The 13,567-nt window shown below is 36.2% G+C and carries 25 protein-coding genes; 8 read left to right on the top strand and 17 right to left on the bottom strand.

The features are described from left to right. Positions 1–25 precede the first annotated feature (25 nt). A complete protein-coding gene (locus O5640_RS02515; RefSeq protein WP_269613042.1) occupies positions 26–526 on the bottom strand; it encodes a hypothetical protein in 501 nt (166 codons plus the stop codon). A gap of 382 nt (positions 527–908) precedes the next feature. Here O5640_RS02515 and O5640_RS02510 point away from each other — a divergent pair, with 382 nt between their 5' ends. Next, positions 909–1,082 (top strand): hypothetical protein, encoded by a 174-nt coding sequence (locus O5640_RS02510; RefSeq protein ID WP_187152579.1) that lies wholly within the window; start codon positions 909–911, stop codon positions 1,080–1,082. Between the two features lie 60 nt (positions 1,083–1,142). Here O5640_RS02510 and O5640_RS02505 read toward each other — a convergent pair whose 3' ends face one another. After that, complete coding sequence (locus O5640_RS02505) at positions 1,143–1,781, bottom strand: SOS response-associated peptidase (RefSeq protein WP_269613041.1); 639 nt, start codon at positions 1,779–1,781, stop codon at positions 1,143–1,145. Between the two features lie 57 nt (positions 1,782–1,838). Further along, positions 1,839–2,699: a PD-(D/E)XK nuclease family protein gene (locus O5640_RS02500; RefSeq protein WP_269613040.1), complete on the bottom strand. Its 861-nt coding sequence runs from the start codon at positions 2,697–2,699 to the stop codon at positions 1,839–1,841. 1,329 nt (positions 2,700–4,028) lie between these two features. Between O5640_RS02500 and O5640_RS02495 the strand changes: the two genes are divergently transcribed. After that, a complete protein-coding gene (locus O5640_RS02495; RefSeq protein ID WP_269613038.1) occupies positions 4,029–4,547 on the top strand; it encodes a hypothetical protein in 519 nt (172 codons plus the stop codon). 113 nt (positions 4,548–4,660) lie between these two features. Here O5640_RS02495 and O5640_RS02490 read toward each other — a convergent pair whose 3' ends face one another. Together O5640_RS02490 and O5640_RS02485 are read right to left on the bottom strand one after the other, a co-directional pair. Next, positions 4,661–4,957: a hypothetical protein gene (locus O5640_RS02490; protein WP_269613037.1), complete on the bottom strand. Its 297-nt coding sequence runs from the start codon at positions 4,955–4,957 to the stop codon at positions 4,661–4,663. A 70-nt stretch (positions 4,958–5,027) separates the two neighbouring features. Further along, on the bottom strand, positions 5,028–5,195 hold the full coding sequence (locus O5640_RS02485; RefSeq protein WP_257473357.1) for a hypothetical protein: 168 nt from the start codon (positions 5,193–5,195) through the stop codon (positions 5,028–5,030). Positions 5,196–5,322: 127 nt separating this feature from the next. Here O5640_RS02485 and O5640_RS02480 point away from each other — a divergent pair, with 127 nt between their 5' ends. Together O5640_RS02480 and O5640_RS02475 are read left to right on the top strand one after the other, a co-directional pair. Continuing rightward, positions 5,323–5,478, top strand: a complete 156-nt coding sequence (locus O5640_RS02480; protein ID WP_269605837.1) for a hypothetical protein — start codon at positions 5,323–5,325, stop codon at positions 5,476–5,478. A gap of 357 nt (positions 5,479–5,835) precedes the next feature. Continuing rightward, positions 5,836–6,102, top strand: a complete 267-nt coding sequence (locus O5640_RS02475; protein WP_269613036.1) for a hypothetical protein — start codon at positions 5,836–5,838, stop codon at positions 6,100–6,102. Positions 6,103–6,226: 124 nt separating this feature from the next. On the opposite strand, the gene O5640_RS02470 is transcribed toward O5640_RS02475, so the two are convergent. After that, entirely contained in the window at positions 6,227–6,361 is a 135-nt protein-coding gene (locus tag O5640_RS02470) for a hypothetical protein (RefSeq protein ID WP_269613035.1), read from the bottom strand. 193 nt (positions 6,362–6,554) lie between these two features. Between O5640_RS02470 and O5640_RS02465 the strand changes: the two genes are divergently transcribed. Continuing rightward, on the top strand, positions 6,555–6,716 hold the full coding sequence (locus O5640_RS02465; protein ID WP_187152576.1) for a hypothetical protein: 162 nt from the start codon (positions 6,555–6,557) through the stop codon (positions 6,714–6,716). Positions 6,717–6,790: 74 nt separating this feature from the next. After that, the gene (locus O5640_RS02460; RefSeq protein ID WP_269613034.1) at positions 6,791–7,039 is read left to right on the top strand and encodes a hypothetical protein; all 249 of its coding nucleotides are present in this window, start codon (positions 6,791–6,793) and stop codon (positions 7,037–7,039) included. Between the two features lie 12 nt (positions 7,040–7,051). On the opposite strand, the gene O5640_RS02455 is transcribed toward O5640_RS02460, so the two are convergent. Together O5640_RS02455 and O5640_RS02450 are read right to left on the bottom strand one after the other, a co-directional pair. Then, complete coding sequence (locus O5640_RS02455) at positions 7,052–7,249, bottom strand: hypothetical protein (protein ID WP_269613033.1); 198 nt, start codon at positions 7,247–7,249, stop codon at positions 7,052–7,054. Positions 7,250–7,257: 8 nt separating this feature from the next. Continuing rightward, positions 7,258–7,422: a hypothetical protein gene (locus O5640_RS02450; RefSeq protein ID WP_269613031.1), complete on the bottom strand. Its 165-nt coding sequence runs from the start codon at positions 7,420–7,422 to the stop codon at positions 7,258–7,260. 209 nt (positions 7,423–7,631) lie between these two features. On the opposite strand from O5640_RS02450, the gene O5640_RS02445 reads away from it, so the two are divergent. Further along, entirely contained in the window at positions 7,632–8,042 is a 411-nt protein-coding gene (locus O5640_RS02445; protein WP_269613030.1) for an MAPEG family protein, read from the top strand. On the opposite strand, the gene O5640_RS02440 is transcribed toward O5640_RS02445, so the two are convergent. The 9 genes from O5640_RS02440 to O5640_RS02400 all read right to left on the bottom strand — a co-directional run bounded on the left by O5640_RS02440 (position 8,019) and on the right by O5640_RS02400 (position 12,030). Further along, positions 8,019–8,300 (bottom strand): hypothetical protein, encoded by a 282-nt coding sequence (locus tag O5640_RS02440; protein ID WP_269613028.1) that lies wholly within the window; start codon positions 8,298–8,300, stop codon positions 8,019–8,021. The two genes, O5640_RS02445 and O5640_RS02440, sit on opposite strands and share 24 nt — an antisense overlap. A 15-nt stretch (positions 8,301–8,315) precedes the next feature. Continuing rightward, positions 8,316–9,164, bottom strand: a complete 849-nt coding sequence (locus O5640_RS02435) for an LOG family protein (protein ID WP_269613026.1) — start codon at positions 9,162–9,164, stop codon at positions 8,316–8,318. 93 nt (positions 9,165–9,257) lie between these two features. Next, the gene (locus O5640_RS02430) at positions 9,258–9,599 is read right to left on the bottom strand and encodes a DUF1330 domain-containing protein (RefSeq protein ID WP_269613024.1); all 342 of its coding nucleotides are present in this window, start codon (positions 9,597–9,599) and stop codon (positions 9,258–9,260) included. A gap of 87 nt (positions 9,600–9,686) precedes the next feature. Then, positions 9,687–10,097, bottom strand: a complete 411-nt coding sequence (locus tag O5640_RS02425; RefSeq protein WP_269613023.1) for a DUP family protein — start codon at positions 10,095–10,097, stop codon at positions 9,687–9,689. Between the two features lie 70 nt (positions 10,098–10,167). Further along, positions 10,168–10,413, bottom strand: a complete 246-nt coding sequence (locus O5640_RS02420) for a hypothetical protein (protein WP_269613022.1) — start codon at positions 10,411–10,413, stop codon at positions 10,168–10,170. A gap of 128 nt (positions 10,414–10,541) precedes the next feature. Further along, positions 10,542–10,676 carry a hypothetical protein gene (locus tag O5640_RS02415; RefSeq protein ID WP_011294994.1) on the bottom strand — a complete coding sequence of 45 codons (135 nt, stop codon included), beginning with the start codon at positions 10,674–10,676 and terminating at the stop codon, positions 10,542–10,544. Between the two features lie 33 nt (positions 10,677–10,709). Continuing rightward, positions 10,710–10,886, bottom strand: coding sequence for a hypothetical protein (locus O5640_RS02410; RefSeq protein ID WP_011294556.1), 177 nt, complete (start codon positions 10,884–10,886; stop codon positions 10,710–10,712). Further along, positions 10,887–11,081, bottom strand: a complete 195-nt coding sequence (locus O5640_RS02405) for a hypothetical protein (RefSeq protein ID WP_011823828.1) — start codon at positions 11,079–11,081, stop codon at positions 10,887–10,889. It abuts the gene before it with no gap. Between the two features lie 718 nt (positions 11,082–11,799). Beyond that, the gene (locus O5640_RS02400; RefSeq protein WP_011294554.1) at positions 11,800–12,030 is read right to left on the bottom strand and encodes a TIGR02450 family Trp-rich protein; all 231 of its coding nucleotides are present in this window, start codon (positions 12,028–12,030) and stop codon (positions 11,800–11,802) included. Positions 12,031–12,499: 469 nt separating this feature from the next. On the opposite strand from O5640_RS02400, the gene pstS reads away from it, so the two are divergent. Continuing rightward, positions 12,500–13,471 (top strand): phosphate ABC transporter substrate-binding protein PstS, encoded by a 972-nt coding sequence (gene pstS / locus O5640_RS02395; RefSeq protein WP_269613783.1) that lies wholly within the window; start codon positions 12,500–12,502, stop codon positions 13,469–13,471. Positions 13,472–13,567 lie beyond the last annotated feature (96 nt).

Below are 13,567 nucleotides of genomic sequence, written 5' to 3'. Positions count from 1 at the left end.
ATATTCAAATTTTATCGAAAGTAACTTATTTTTTTACCCATAGAGCAAGTCCCCCACCCTTTCCCCTTGCTGATAACCATTTACCATTTGGATCGATAGCTATTAGTGCAAAAAAAGGTCTTTTCTTTTGATCCGGTGCCGGTAGAGATCTCTTCAAAATAGTCAATGAAGCTAAAGTTATTTCAATGCAATCGAAAGAAAAGGGTAATAGTGGCTGCTTCCTTTCTAAATTTGCGTAGCCGCTAAATCTCAGAGTAAGTAATCCAAATTTAATTGCGTTGGCGATAGTAAATTTCTCATCTTCTGGATTCTGTGTATCCTTCTTCAACTCTAGACTAGCTGAAAGAACCTGTAGCAAAGTACTTGAAATCGACTCTTCTGTATCTGATCCCTGCTTCCAAACTGAATTAAATTTCCAGAGTCCTAATAATGAGTCAAATTCAATGCCACTACCTTTAATTCTTGCGCTTTTTTCTAATTCTTTAAGCTTGACTAGAGAAGGAAGATCCATATTATATTCGTCCATTTCAATAAAATTTATTTATTTAGATACTTTAATCAGATATCTGACATCGAGTGGTTTGATCCTGTATTAATTTTCAGCCATGAGTATTTTTTTAGTTGATTATTGGGTGATTATCCATTTATCTATTCATATGTTTTCTTAAAATATCTAATTTTCATTATGTATCTTATGAGACTTTTAAATATTTAGGTCATAATTAGAAATCAATAAGAGCATGAGTCCTAAGTTGTGGCTAATGAATTTAAACCAAGTACATCACTCTTAACAGTAGGACTGAATTTATTTATGCTTATTTTTTTGCTGTTAGCTATTTAGTTCATAATATTCAAGCTGGACGGTGCCTATCCTTTTTGTTTGAATGGAGTGTTAATTAACTTCCCAAATGACTACCTTTAGAGAAAGAATTAATTCACATCTCCCGATAGTGCTTCAATTGTTAAGCACTGCATCCTTGGTTGTTATCGCTCTGTCTGCTATTTGTGGATCTCAATCATTGAAGAAATTGTCTTCTGCCCATGAAATGCCTAGCTCGGCAGAAGTGCATCACGATCACTGATGTTCTGATTTATAAACTGTATCTAAGGGCTTATATAAGCCCTTTCTTTTTGTCCTGATTTTATAAGAAGGATAATTGGTCGGCATTAGGTTTATTTATTGGCTCGGTTGTCCATTCTTCTGGGTCCCATTTAGTCATTAGCGGTTTTAAAGCTTTAAGGTCTTGAGCATTTTTGACTGAAGAGATCCATTCTTCTTCTAGCCCATTTGGAATAATTACGGGCATACGGTTATGAAATTGTTTGACTAAATCATTTGGCTCGGTCGTTAGAACACAACAGCTCTCTAGTTCACATCCTTCTTTGGACATCCATCTATTCCAAAGTCCACCTAACCAGAAAGTTTTAAAATCTTTTCTACGTATTACGTGACCTTTTTCTAGATATCCACTAGCTGGTATCAAACATCTCTTATGCCTCCAGCTTGCACGAAAAAGCGTCTTTTCTTCAACACTTTCTGATCTCGCGTTAAATGGCTTTGGCCTTGTGTTGTCAAAAGGGTCTTTACTCCACTCAGATATAAATCCCCAAAGCATTATGGATGTTTGTGTCTTGCCTTCATTCTTAAGAACAAGAATTGGAGAACCTGGTTTGATTAATACTTGTGGTTCATAATTTTGACTCAACCCTCTTGGTACATCTTTTTTTAAAAGATCAGGTAAATTTACGAATTTTGTTAATAGCTGATATCTTCCGCACATATCGTTAATCCTTTAGACGCTTTTTGATCAGAATCATTTTTAAAACTATTAGCGTTTTTAAAATAATGGCAAAGTTCCTTGTGTAATTTTTTTTTGACTTGAATTTCCTGAAAATAGTATTTTCGAATATTGATCTGCGTAGGCGCAGTTCTTGCAGGAAGGATTTGATTCTGGAATTTCCGACTGATTCATTAGTGCCACCATTTCATCTAGTCGACTTTCTATCCAATCATTTCTCCATTTGTAGGGAACAAGATATTCATCAAAACGCATGGTCTTATTAAATTCATCTTCATCCCTTTTTGCATTGCAAACTAGAAAATAAGACGTTGGATGAACACTAAACCCCATCCCCGAGAGCAAGTAAGCATAAAAATCCATTTGAATTTTATAGCTCTCGTGAAATGGATCCTCTAAATAATCTTTCTTATCAACTCGTCCGTTTTTAGCTTGTGATTTGTAATCCACAATGATTAATTGTTTTGTAATAGTGTCTTGCCATATATCGTCTACACCTCCAGTCAAAATTATTCCGGTATCCTTATAAGGATGAATTAGTCCTCGATGAAGTGAGTTTCTCCAGTTATCAATTTCAGGATGATCAAATGGAACAACATGAGATAGTCCATTAGATGCAAATATTCTGTGTGGAATCTGCTTCTCTCTGCAATCGTCAAATTCTTTTTTGAGTAATAGGTCAGTCGTTTCGTTGAGAGTCCAACCTGGTGTCCCTGGAGGATCAAGACCTCTTACCCTATCAAGATAAAAGCACCTTTGACACGTTAGAAAATTTGAGAATCGACCTCTACTAATTTTGAAATTTTCTTTCTGATTTGGCTTATAGAGAGAAGATTTACGACTTCGAAGGCCTGTTGCTTCAATTGGTTCTTTTTTGCTATTTCTTTTGAGATCAATCATTTTTTGTTATCACATAAAGATTTCAAATTGATTTATTCGATAGCTTCAATTTCTTTGTCGCAATTGTCTTTTTCAAATCAATTATCAGATTTAGAACCTTTTTACTTAGTTGAGAAAGATTTTTCAATTAATCGTTTTTAAACCTTTATAAGCTACTTTCCCGAAGATCTAGGTAAGGACAGACTTTTGTAGATCGTACATTCATTCAAACAACAAAAGTTTTCCACAGTTTTTATAACCTTAATAATAATGAAATCGCTCTGTAAGAGGTATTCCAATAAAAAAGACCCTAGGTATGGTGTCCTACGGGTCTGGGTGATGGGGATACTATTTCTAACCCTATTTTCTATATAAATCAACCCCCCCCTACAGATGGTGTTCATTTAAGCCTGGGGTAAAACATATGGTGGTTTAATGTTGCCTAATCTGATTGATTTGATTATTATTTTTGAAAGCTGGGTGATGGGGATCCTTCAGCAGTTTATTTTGCCCTCATGAGATGAGGGCTTTTTTATTGTTTTTTTGTTTTGTATTGACCTATACCTTTGATATTTTTTAAATAGAATTTATATCCTTGAAATATTCATCGCGTTTCAGCACTTTCCTGTTCGATTTTTGTAAGCGCAGGCGACACATATTAGATGTTTTGAAATATACGACTTGACAATAGCTATTACTTCTTGCTAGTACAAGTGTACTGCTAATGGTAAATGACTTTATCTGCTTCCCCATATGCTGTCTTTAGGGCTGATGAATGGGCATCTTCTGTAGCGCAACCTATTGGTATTGGTCAATGTTTACGACTCACCCCAAAGAAACTTTCACCGATAAGATCTTTGGTCAAGAAGAAGAGATCCAATTCCTTTAAAAAGGGGTTCTTAAAAAAACATGTTCAGCTCTCTTTTGCATGACATGTCAACATTTCAATTATTCCTGCTACAAGCATTAAAGAGCACTTTTTTCCTGTCATGTTCATCGTCGTTTTATTTTTCGTGTAGATCATTAGATTTCATGTGTCATCTTTGGATGCGGCAATTAGAGAACGAGATTGGTTGGTGTCTAGAGTGGCCTGACACCTTGAAGAGATCAACTTCTTTTAAAACATCTTTGATCAGTGTATGAGCTTTATTGACGTGCATTGACTTTGTATTAGTTTATAGCTTTTTCTTGTCCATTTTATATGGCTTTATAGTTAAGATCGAATTATTTTAAGGTGTCACTTTAAGTGATATTGATAGATATATGAAAATTTAGTAGTCGATTAACCATTGACTATTGAATTAAATACCCTATATGTGATAGATGTATTAAGAAAGTAATTATTGAGTTATGTCTCAGTTATCCATCAAAGTTAGTGCTAAAGGTGATGCCTTGATCGCTACCTTGCAAAAGGAGATCTTTAACAGACGTCGTAAGAAGGTCACTGCTTCTCAAGTCGTTGAAACCCTTGTTGAAAGTGGTGCTAAATCTCAGTCTGATAAACGTTACGCAGCTTCTTGGAAAAACCTAATTAAAGATATCGAAAAAGCAGCTAAAGTTTCTGAGGTTCATGGAAATAAGCCAGCAAATATTAGCGCTGATGAATGGGCTTTAATTCTTTCTCATCGCACACGTAAAGGCTCTGCTCCAAAAGCCGCTGCAGCTAAAAAAACCACAGCTAAAAAAGCTGTCGCAAAAAAAACAGTTGCTAAAAAGGCAACAGCAAAGAAAGTAGTAGCTAAAAAGCCAGTAGCTAAAAAGGCTGCAGCTAAAGCTAAGGCTGAGGTTCCTGCAGTTGTGAAGCCTAGTGCTGGTAGACCTGCAAGACGTGCACGCAAAGCCAGAAAAGCACCTGAAGCTGCTAAATAAAGCTTACCCAGACCGTCAGGCGGCATGAGAGGTTCAATGCCTCTCACTGGTATTTTTTGTTGATATCTTGTTTATATATGTTTGGATCTGTTTGCTCATGTATGCCTCTTTCTTTAATCAGTAATAATTAAACCTGCATTGCATAGAGCGTTGAATACCTTTTTTTTGCGCTCCATTGGTTTTTCTGTTGGCTGAAGCATATCAAGTATGGACGCAATACAACTTATTTCATAGGAACCCTGGGAAATGAGTGCTGCATCACATATTTCATTATTAGCAATTACAGGTTCGATACCAGTGAATTTCAATTTCTGAATTGATGCTTTTAAAACTTGCTCGAGATATTCTAGTTGTTCGTTATTCAAAGTCTTTCTGTCTACATAATCCATTAGAACTAATGAAGGCGTCACTACTAAATCTACAAAAAACTAATTTAACTACTTTTTAGAAATATTTTGATCTCTTTGGATTTTCTATCTTTTAGTTGTCTTTTTTATTCATATCCGCTTTATATGCATTGAGAGCCTCTTTAATTCTTCCTGGTGCAAAAGGATTTTTACCTTTTGCCTCTTTCTTTGCTTCTTGCCATGCATTGTCTATTTCTTTTTTTGCTATCGGATCGTTATTGAAATTTGTGTATAGCTTCATCAGATACCAAGTGCTTAAAACTAATAGTCCAAGACCTAATAAATACATGAGACTGTCTCGATAATTACGACAATCTAACCAATTGAATGGAAATTGCGCCTATAAATAAAAAAAATACGTATTCGCCATGCCACTTATTGTAGATCCTTCTAAAGATACGAGTAATGGAGTTGGGAAGATTTTTAGAACAATCAATATCACACTTGCCATCGCACTACCTTTGTCAGCAATTTTGGTGACTATCTTTTGGGGTTTAAAGCACGGTTTCAGTAGTTTTATTTAATTTCAATAGATAAATTATTTTTTATCCAAATAAAGTTTTAATGAGTTCCACAAAAAATTTGATGCTCCAAAATAGGATGCCTCCATAAATAAACCCTGCCAGACCAGAAGCCCAGTCATTGTAAAATTTCCACGAAATGATTATCACGAGGATTCCAAGAAAGAGTGAATATGTAGCCATTATTTTGTTGTCTCTTTCAAGAGATGTATTGTGAAAAAGTTTAGAGGTCGGTATGCCTAACTTTTGTGTTGTAGTAACCGAAGTGAGATGTATTTACCGAATCTATTGCTACGGTATGCCTCATCCCTCAAGAAATTAATTTAGGACAGAGTAGTTGTGTACTCCGAAAGAAAAGTTATGTACACTTCAATCTTCGACACTTTTTTCTCTCATGCTTTAATTGCACCTACCAGAACTGTTTATGTGGTTTCTGATAGCCAGCTTGAAGAGCTTAAACGTAATCAACGTCAAGAGGAACTCGACAACATCGAGGACTCTAGAAAAAGACTAGAAGAGTGCTATCAAGCTCGTATTAAAGTTCTTGATGAACGTCAAAATGAGATAAAAGAGGAACTTAAGACTTTGTCTTCCTCAAAGGTTAAGGCTGCCCTTAATAAGAAGTAACTGTTAGTTGGTCTGAAGAATGTGTTTCTTAGCACCTCTACTATTTAAGTTGAGGTGCTTTTTTTACTAAATGTTCAAATGATTTTTCTCAAAGCATTGCTTTGTACCTAAGTCGATGAAAGTGTTAATTGTCTGGATTCTCTTTTTGGCTTTCTTCAAGTGCCTTGTTACCTTCTTTAATGGTTGTTCTGACCCACCAAACTGAAATCCCTGTAATGGCGATGCCTAATGTCATTATTGAAATTATTGTTGAAGTCACTTGTCATAACCCTTAATTGCTTGGGTTGATTTTGCTTTTTTAAGCAGCTCACTAGATGTCAAAAATTGATTTTCCCAGATTAAAGATATTTTAATTGATGAGTCAAAAATGATTTAAGAGAAAGATGAGGATAAATTCACTTGCCATAGACCTTCTTGATGGTTTATACCGAAATCAATTGAAGAGGAAATCTATGAAACTTCAAACTTCATTTAGCGTCCCCAGAGAGAATATGGGTGACATAGGTAGAAAGCACGAGTTAGTCAAAAGAGGAATGACAGCGATCGCTTCATACTGGGAGAGAGAGTGTGCTTTAAATCCTTCCTCACCTGCATGTCTTATTTTTGATGACTAGTAGTTGATAGGACATAAGGAAATATACTTTTCTTGAGCAAATAGTTAATCTTTTACTTCTCAATGAAAAGTGTTATGAAAACTTGGTTTGGATTATTACTTTCCATATTTTTAGTAATTAGTGTTTGCTTCCAGTCAGTTGAAGCACAGCCGTTGTTAATAACAATGGATGTTGATATTGAAAATGATCAAAGTTCAATGGATTCAAAAAGTATTGATGATCTTTTAGGACCAGATACAAATTTTCCATTTGATCCAGCAAATCACAGAGATGGGTCTAATCCGATCAAAAGAATTGGCAAAATAAGCGACGAAAATTTGTAAGTAAGTATCTTTTTATTTTCTAAGTAACATTTCTAAGCGTTTTTTTTGTTCTTCAAGAGATTCGGTCTTTTCATTTCTTTTTGCTTCCATTCTATTTTTTATAGACTCATCAGCTTGTCTTGCGATACTTGCTTTCCTAAGGAAGACAAGGATTGAAATCACAGCAAATAGAAGTGCAAGTGAACCCAATGGAACTATTGTTGCGCTCATTTCTTCCATTAGTAATTACAGGCGTTATATAAACGATTCGCTTTCTGTTGATCCTCACATTTTTTTAGTTTCGTTTCTAAATCTTCCATCTCCTTTTGAGCCTGATTGATTAATTCCAATGACCATTGCCATTTTCGCTCTTTGCAATGTTGTTTTGCAGAATCCCAGTCCATGGTTGGATCGCTTTAATAATTGGTAATTTAGTCGAGCAGAACTCTTATGACTCCCAGAGGATAACAAGTTTATGAGCTAAATATTGTGTTTTTATCTTCTCTTTGAAAATTTTTGTTTGTATTAACTTTAGGCATATCGATTTAAACCCAACCTTTGATCCTCATTTTGACTCTGCCTCACTTAAGCTCGAAATATCATTTTTTATTCCATGGAAATAGCTTTTGCTTGGAGCCTTTGCCTGTCTGCCGTTGTTGTTTTGCTGTCAATTGGGCCACTAACTTATGGCCGAGTTAAAGCTGGATATTCGGCCGAGAATATGAGTGCTCCAAGAGCTTTATTTGATGAGCTCCCCGATTTTGGCAAAAGAGCTGTTTGGTGTCATCAAAATTGCTGGGAGAGCATAACTCTTCACGCTCCTGCGTGTTTACTATGTCTGATTGCCGGTGTTGTCTCTCCTGTAGCAGTGATAGCTGCGTGGGTTCACCCATTCGTGAGGTTTATTTATATTGGTGCTTATGTTGGTGATATTCCTCTTGCTAGAGGACTTTGTTGGGCATCGGGGCTTTTATGTTCAACTCTTTTGTATAAAGAGGGCTTAACTGCTTTGCTTTCTTCTTAATTGATCAACGATTAAACTTCTTGGCTTGCCAGTCTTAACAGGATTTAATCGATCAAGTACAACTGCTACTGCTGTAAACCAAGAACTTCCCTCTGGAATATTGGTTTGATTACAAATATGTTTTGGAGCTAGTTCAAGGGAGAGATTCGTATCTATTTCATTGATTACCTGTTGATAATGTTTTTCTAAAAGCTCAAGATCCTCTTTCTCGAGAATGTTGCCTGAACAATACCAATCTAGTGATGTTTTCCAATCCATTATCAGATGATACGTCTATTGTTTGATAATGTCCCATGCTTCTGAAGCACTATCGGCGTATTGAAAGATATTCATGTGCTCATCTGAGATAAGTCCGTGATCTGAAAGAAATTGAAAGTTGATCACTTTCGACCAATAATCTCGACCAAAAAGAATTATTGGAATCTGATTTTTCATTCCTGTTTGACGAAGAGTAAGTAATTCGAAGAGTTCATCAAATGTTCCAAATCCTCCTGGGAAAAAAACTGCTGCAACTGATCTCATTACAAAATGAAATTTTCGTAAGGCAAAATAATTAAATTTAAAGCAAAGCCCAGGCGTAATATATGAATTGGGATGTTGTTCGTTTGGGAGACTTATATTTAATCCTATGGATTTACAGTCGGCATCAAAAGCACCTCGATTCGCAGCTTCCATGATCCCAGGACCACCACCAGTGACAATTACATGTGAATTGCAGTGTTCTTTTTGGTTTTGTCTGGAGACAATCTTTGCGAATTCTCTGGCCGAATCGTAGTAATGAGATATCGATTGTAAATTCTTTAGACGTGTTATTTCTCTCTGTAAATCAGATGAGCTCGGATCTTTGGTGAGAGAGTTCTTCGCTAGTTCAATTCTGTTCTCTATAGAGCTTTTATCAGATAAATTTGCACCTCCAAAGACGATGATTGTTGATAAAATATTATGTTCTTCTAGGATTTTTTCTGGTTTATTAATTTCTAGAAGCATTCGCACTCCCCTCATTTCATCACTATTGAGTAACTCTCTATCTTCGTGGGCTAATTGGTAGTTGCTGGAACTAATAATTAATTCTAGATTTTTGCTGACTAGCTCTAGATCGTCACTTCTATTTTGATTATTCATCAGAAGATACCTCCTAAAGTTTTAATGCTATTAATAGTTAGATCAATTCATTAATTCCTTAAATATAAACGGTGAATAGTGAGATGCGATTGTCTACATTCCCATTGCTCTTCTAAGTTTTGTCGCCTCGTCCATTCCTTCCATAATTGTGAACGTTGCATTTACGGTGGCTGCTTTACGTAATTTAGATAACTCTTGATATTCACTGGATTCATAAGCATCTACTGCTATTCGCATAGATGGAAATTCAGTAATGACTGCAAGGTTTGAATCTTCGGTTTTTTCTTTTCCTCTTGGGTCTGTATCTTTCGCAAATACCTCCCCACCATTCTCTCTGAGCCATGGTCCAACTTTTTCGACATATTCATCAAATAATTCTTGATTAATAATTTTTGCTGTTGAGATCCAGTACCCTTTGGCTCCTTTTTTATCCATTACCTTTTAATCAATTATGAATTTAGAATAGTTGAGACTTACCTCAGTAAATAATTTTCACGTCAATGGTCTATAAGTCTAAATAAATTATTTCCATAGACTTCTTTTTTTTAAAAGATCTTCGATATTTGGCCATGCTGCAATTAGTTCCTTGAGGGCTTGTCTATTTGGAGTGTATAAAACACAGGAGAAGGCACTGATGACATAAAAGATAAACCACAATCTATTGATTGAGTAAACAGAGACAAAGGAAAAGATAAAACTACCAATGAATACAAAAAAGAGTGATCGATTTATCACTTCAAGTGGAGATCTTCTTAATCGTCTAAGCAATCTTTTTGTAGATTTTGTCTTTGAGAATCTTTGTGCCTCTATTTCTTCTTCTTTGATTAGTCTTTCATTCTCTTGATCCAAGATTTCGTTTGATCTGACAATATCCTCTATCTCTTGACTGGATAAGTTGTCTAGAGGCTCTGAATCTTTTTTTATTGCTGCCATTAGTTCAACAAACTTAATAGTTAGATAGTTATCTGTAACTACCTTACTAAAGCGAATGTTTGCGTTTTGATTAATTGCCTAGACCAGGTGGAAAAGGAAAAACTTGTTCATCCCCAAAAATATCCTCCATACTTAACTCTTCACTTTGAGAATCCATTCCTACAGCGTCTTCATCGGATTCCATTCCCATTTCATATGAGTCACCCTCTCCATAATCTTCTGGTGGTACCCAGCCTTGTAATACAGCTTCAGCACTATTCAATCCAGAGAAAACAATGAATACGAATAAAACTAATTTGATTAGAAAATTTTTCATATAACCATGCTCTCATTACTTAGGCTAATGCTTGATTAGAAGCTTGTTTAGCTTTAGGAGTTGTAAAAATACCTCTTGAATTGTCCTAATTAGATTGAGGCTTTTTTCTTTCTTATTGGCAACTGATTTTAATCAGCATTTTGTCTAACAGGTCTCATCATCCCGCCTCCATCATCATCATCATCCCCAAAACCAAAAAATAGCCATGTAATAGCAAATACAGCTAATGCTCCTGATAGCGTCAATGCTTGTAACTCGTTCAAAGCTTTTCGGCTAATTTTTCACGACCTTAGCCCTTATTTCGTTTTTTTGTTGATGAGGAGAGCTTTCTTTCTGGTTATATTGTCGAAACTTAATTTGATTACTAATGGAAGAATTAGCCAAAAGAGTGGAAGAACTTGAGCGTCGAGTCCAGCATTTAGAAGCAGTGCTGCAATACCAAGCAAGAAAAAACAAATAATCTCTGTTGCCATCTAACCAATACCTGGAATATCAAAAGGGAGTTTGTCTTCCAGTACTACTAAATATTTTTGGACTGCTGGAATACGCAGTAGAGCTAATGGAACAACAATATTTAGAACAATCCATGCTCCTCCAACTAATGGAGCCCATTTACCAGCTTTTTTAATAAAGCTCATTCCCTTCTCTTTCTCTGGAGTCTGATTCATGTTTTTGATTTATTGATTAGATCTTAGCTAGACCCCAAACTTACTATTTTTGACCAGGTGTAGTGGAAATGCAATGGGCATTAAGGCTGATTGCGTTGAGGTGCGAATAGAGCAAAGATACGTTTGTTGAGCTCAGAGGCACCATTAATGGTCGACACTCCACCTGAGTATTTAAGAGAAGCGAACTGAATTCTGGTTCCTGCTCCAACATTCTCAATGAATAAGTGGGCTATTCGTCTGATGCGACAAGGATCAATGATATAGGTGCGTCAATTCAGTCGAAACTCCTCTGCATCGTTTAGGTGCCCTAACGGAGTCAAAAAGCCTTTCTACTAGACACTTGGCCCCAGGCTGCCAAATCCAGAAGCTTCCAATAAGAATCGGTAAAGGAAAAGGGCCCCCTAGGGCCCTTTTAAAATGTCTATTTAAGTGAGTTTAATTCTTTTTACGGTTTCCCTAACTAAGACGTACGGTCCTACAGAACCATTGATGAAAAGGAAAATTTAGGATTGATGTACGTCAGGCAATCAATTACCAAGGGCGATAATTGGTTGGCTTCTGGGGAGGAGCACTGACGTTTTTTATTCAAAGAAGCAACCTTCTAAAGCTCAGTATAAAAAGAAGGTTGTCCTGAGAAGTTCAAAAAATATAAGAACAAACCACTGTTCGCCGTGTAGGAATAATTACTTAAATATCTGTTTTTTGTTTTCTCTAAAGATTAGTTGCCATCGCAATCTTCATCTTTTGGTAACTGAAGCCAACCACTGGTCCACTTTGAGTATGTTTTTAATTCCGACCATGGAACTTTTATAAGAATTTCGTTGTTGTTAACTGGAAATAGTTCTACCCACCGTTCATCTTTTTTGCCTCCATAGCTTTTAACTTCAAAATGTCGATAACCTTCTCTTTTTACGGCTGAGGTCCAAGCTGCATTCGGTGGCCATCTCATTTAGTTTCCTCTTTTCTTCAAGCCTTCACTCTTTTTTTATTTTAGTCTAAATTTATACACTTAAACCTTATCTATGTTTTATATTTTTGTAAATATAACATTTTTAATCTAGAAAGATTCCTTTAACAGATAAATCTTTTCTCTCACTTGGATCTGGATATGTGTTTTTGTATTGCCTAATAGATATAGATGTGCCGATTATTAAGACTAGAATTATTAGAAGATATTTTACTTTGTTTTTCAACTTCTTATTAAATGCTTGATTGTTCTATTGGTTGGTTTTCAACCAGGCATCAATTCTAATCATGCGTGAATCTACCGCTTGGCCCAATTAAACAGAAATTTATACTCATAATCGGTTTTACAACAAGGCCCCGAATCAAGCTATATTGATTATATCAATTAATATTGATTAATGTCATTGCCTTCGCGTCCTATGCTTTCATTGCTTTTACGTCGCAGACCTTTGATGAGCTTTGCTAAGAAGAGTCTTGTTCTTTCATCTTTAATTATTCTTGGCTCAGGAGGAAGTGCCTTTGCGGGTGCTCGACTCAGCGGAGCAGGAGCTTCTTTCCCCGCTAAGATCTACACTCGTTGGTTCTCTGACTTAGCTAAAGAAGGTGGTCCACGTGTGAACTATCAAGCTGTTGGTTCAGGTTCTGGTCGTAAAGCTTTCATTGATGAAACCGTTAATTTCGGTGCGTCTGATGATCCAATGAAAGCAACTGATATTGCAAAAGTTACTCGTGGATTAGTTCAAATCCCAATGGTTGGCGGCACTATTGCCTTTGGTTATAACTATGATTGCGATCTTAAACTTACACAAGAGCAAGCTGTTCGGGTTGCTATGGGTAAAATTACAAACTGGAATGAGGTTGGTTGCCCTGAAGGAAAACTAACTTGGGCGCATCGTTCTGATGGTTCAGGTACTACGAAGGCTTTTACAAATTCCATGCAAGCTTTCTCAAAGACCTGGACTCTAGGTACAGGTAAATCTGTCGCTTGGCCTTCTGGCGTTGGTGGAAAAGGTAATGCTGGTGTTGCTGGAGTTATTCGTAATACTCCCGGAGCAATTGGTTATGTAAACCAGTCATATATTAGAGGTGTAATTAAAGCTGCCGCTCTTCAAAATTTATCTGGTGAGTTTTTAAAACCAACAACAGAAGCAGGAACAAAAGCTCTTAATGGTATAAAACTAGATAAAAATTTAGCTGGTAAAAATCCTAACCCAAAAGCTAAGGGTGCATATCCAATCGCTACGCTTACATGGATTCTAGCTTACGAGACTGGTAATGGTAGAAATACTAAAGCCGTCCAAGAATCACTTAACTACTTGCTCAGTGATAAAGCCCAGGCTAAGGCTCCCTCTCTTGGATTTGTACCTCTTAAAGGTGATATTCTTGCCAACTCTCGTGCTGCGGTTAAGCGTATTGGTAACTAAATTAAACCTCATGCTCTTATAAAGGAGGCATTAGCCTCCTTTTTTTATTGTCATTTTTTTTTTGCTTGCTAGTAACTTCTTAACTTAAGCTTAAAA

This window comes from Prochlorococcus marinus str. MIT 0912 (assembly GCF_027359595.1).
In the GTDB taxonomy this organism is placed as follows: domain Bacteria; phylum Cyanobacteriota; class Cyanobacteriia; order PCC-6307; family Cyanobiaceae; genus Prochlorococcus_B; species Prochlorococcus_B marinus_C.
The sequence above is the reverse complement of the archived record's forward strand: the minus strand, read 5'-3'. Positions and strand labels throughout refer to the sequence as shown.

Bases quoted from the DNA above. Each gene is read 5' to 3' on its own strand.
- O5640_RS02515 (WP_269613042.1), bottom strand. From the start codon at position 526: ATGGACGAATATAATATGGATCTTCCTTCTCTAGTCAAGCTTAAAGAA.
- O5640_RS02510 (WP_187152579.1), top strand. From the start codon at position 909: ATGACTACCTTTAGAGAAAGAATTAATTCACATCTCCCGATAGTGCTT.
- O5640_RS02505 (WP_269613041.1), bottom strand. From the start codon at position 1,781: ATGTGCGGAAGATATCAGCTATTAACAAAATTCGTAAATTTACCTGAT.
- O5640_RS02500 (WP_269613040.1), bottom strand. From the start codon at position 2,699: ATGATTGATCTCAAAAGAAATAGCAAAAAAGAACCAATTGAAGCAACA.
- O5640_RS02495 (WP_269613038.1), top strand. From the start codon at position 4,029: ATGTCTCAGTTATCCATCAAAGTTAGTGCTAAAGGTGATGCCTTGATC.
- O5640_RS02485 (WP_257473357.1), bottom strand. From the start codon at position 5,195: ATGAAGCTATACACAAATTTCAATAACGATCCGATAGCAAAAAAAGAA.
- O5640_RS02480 (WP_269605837.1), top strand. From the start codon at position 5,323: ATGCCACTTATTGTAGATCCTTCTAAAGATACGAGTAATGGAGTTGGG.
- O5640_RS02475 (WP_269613036.1), top strand. From the start codon at position 5,836: ATGTACACTTCAATCTTCGACACTTTTTTCTCTCATGCTTTAATTGCA.
- O5640_RS02465 (WP_187152576.1), top strand. From the start codon at position 6,555: ATGAAACTTCAAACTTCATTTAGCGTCCCCAGAGAGAATATGGGTGAC.
- O5640_RS02460 (WP_269613034.1), top strand. From the start codon at position 6,791: ATGAAAACTTGGTTTGGATTATTACTTTCCATATTTTTAGTAATTAGT.
- O5640_RS02455 (WP_269613033.1), bottom strand. From the start codon at position 7,249: ATGAGCGCAACAATAGTTCCATTGGGTTCACTTGCACTTCTATTTGCT.
- O5640_RS02450 (WP_269613031.1), bottom strand. From the start codon at position 7,422: ATGGACTGGGATTCTGCAAAACAACATTGCAAAGAGCGAAAATGGCAA.
- O5640_RS02445 (WP_269613030.1), top strand. From the start codon at position 7,632: ATGGAAATAGCTTTTGCTTGGAGCCTTTGCCTGTCTGCCGTTGTTGTT.
- O5640_RS02440 (WP_269613028.1), bottom strand. From the start codon at position 8,300: ATGGATTGGAAAACATCACTAGATTGGTATTGTTCAGGCAACATTCTC.
- O5640_RS02435 (WP_269613026.1), bottom strand. From the start codon at position 9,164: ATGAATAATCAAAATAGAAGTGACGATCTAGAGCTAGTCAGCAAAAAT.
- O5640_RS02430 (WP_269613024.1), bottom strand. From the start codon at position 9,599: ATGGATAAAAAAGGAGCCAAAGGGTACTGGATCTCAACAGCAAAAATT.
- O5640_RS02425 (WP_269613023.1), bottom strand. From the start codon at position 10,097: ATGGCAGCAATAAAAAAAGATTCAGAGCCTCTAGACAACTTATCCAGT.
- O5640_RS02420 (WP_269613022.1), bottom strand. From the start codon at position 10,413: ATGAAAAATTTTCTAATCAAATTAGTTTTATTCGTATTCATTGTTTTC.
- O5640_RS02410 (WP_011294556.1), bottom strand. From the start codon at position 10,886: ATGGCAACAGAGATTATTTGTTTTTTCTTGCTTGGTATTGCAGCACTG.
- O5640_RS02405 (WP_011823828.1), bottom strand. From the start codon at position 11,081: ATGAATCAGACTCCAGAGAAAGAGAAGGGAATGAGCTTTATTAAAAAA.
- O5640_RS02400 (WP_011294554.1), bottom strand. From the start codon at position 12,030: ATGAGATGGCCACCGAATGCAGCTTGGACCTCAGCCGTAAAAAGAGAA.
- pstS (WP_269613783.1), top strand. From the start codon at position 12,500: ATGAGCTTTGCTAAGAAGAGTCTTGTTCTTTCATCTTTAATTATTCTT.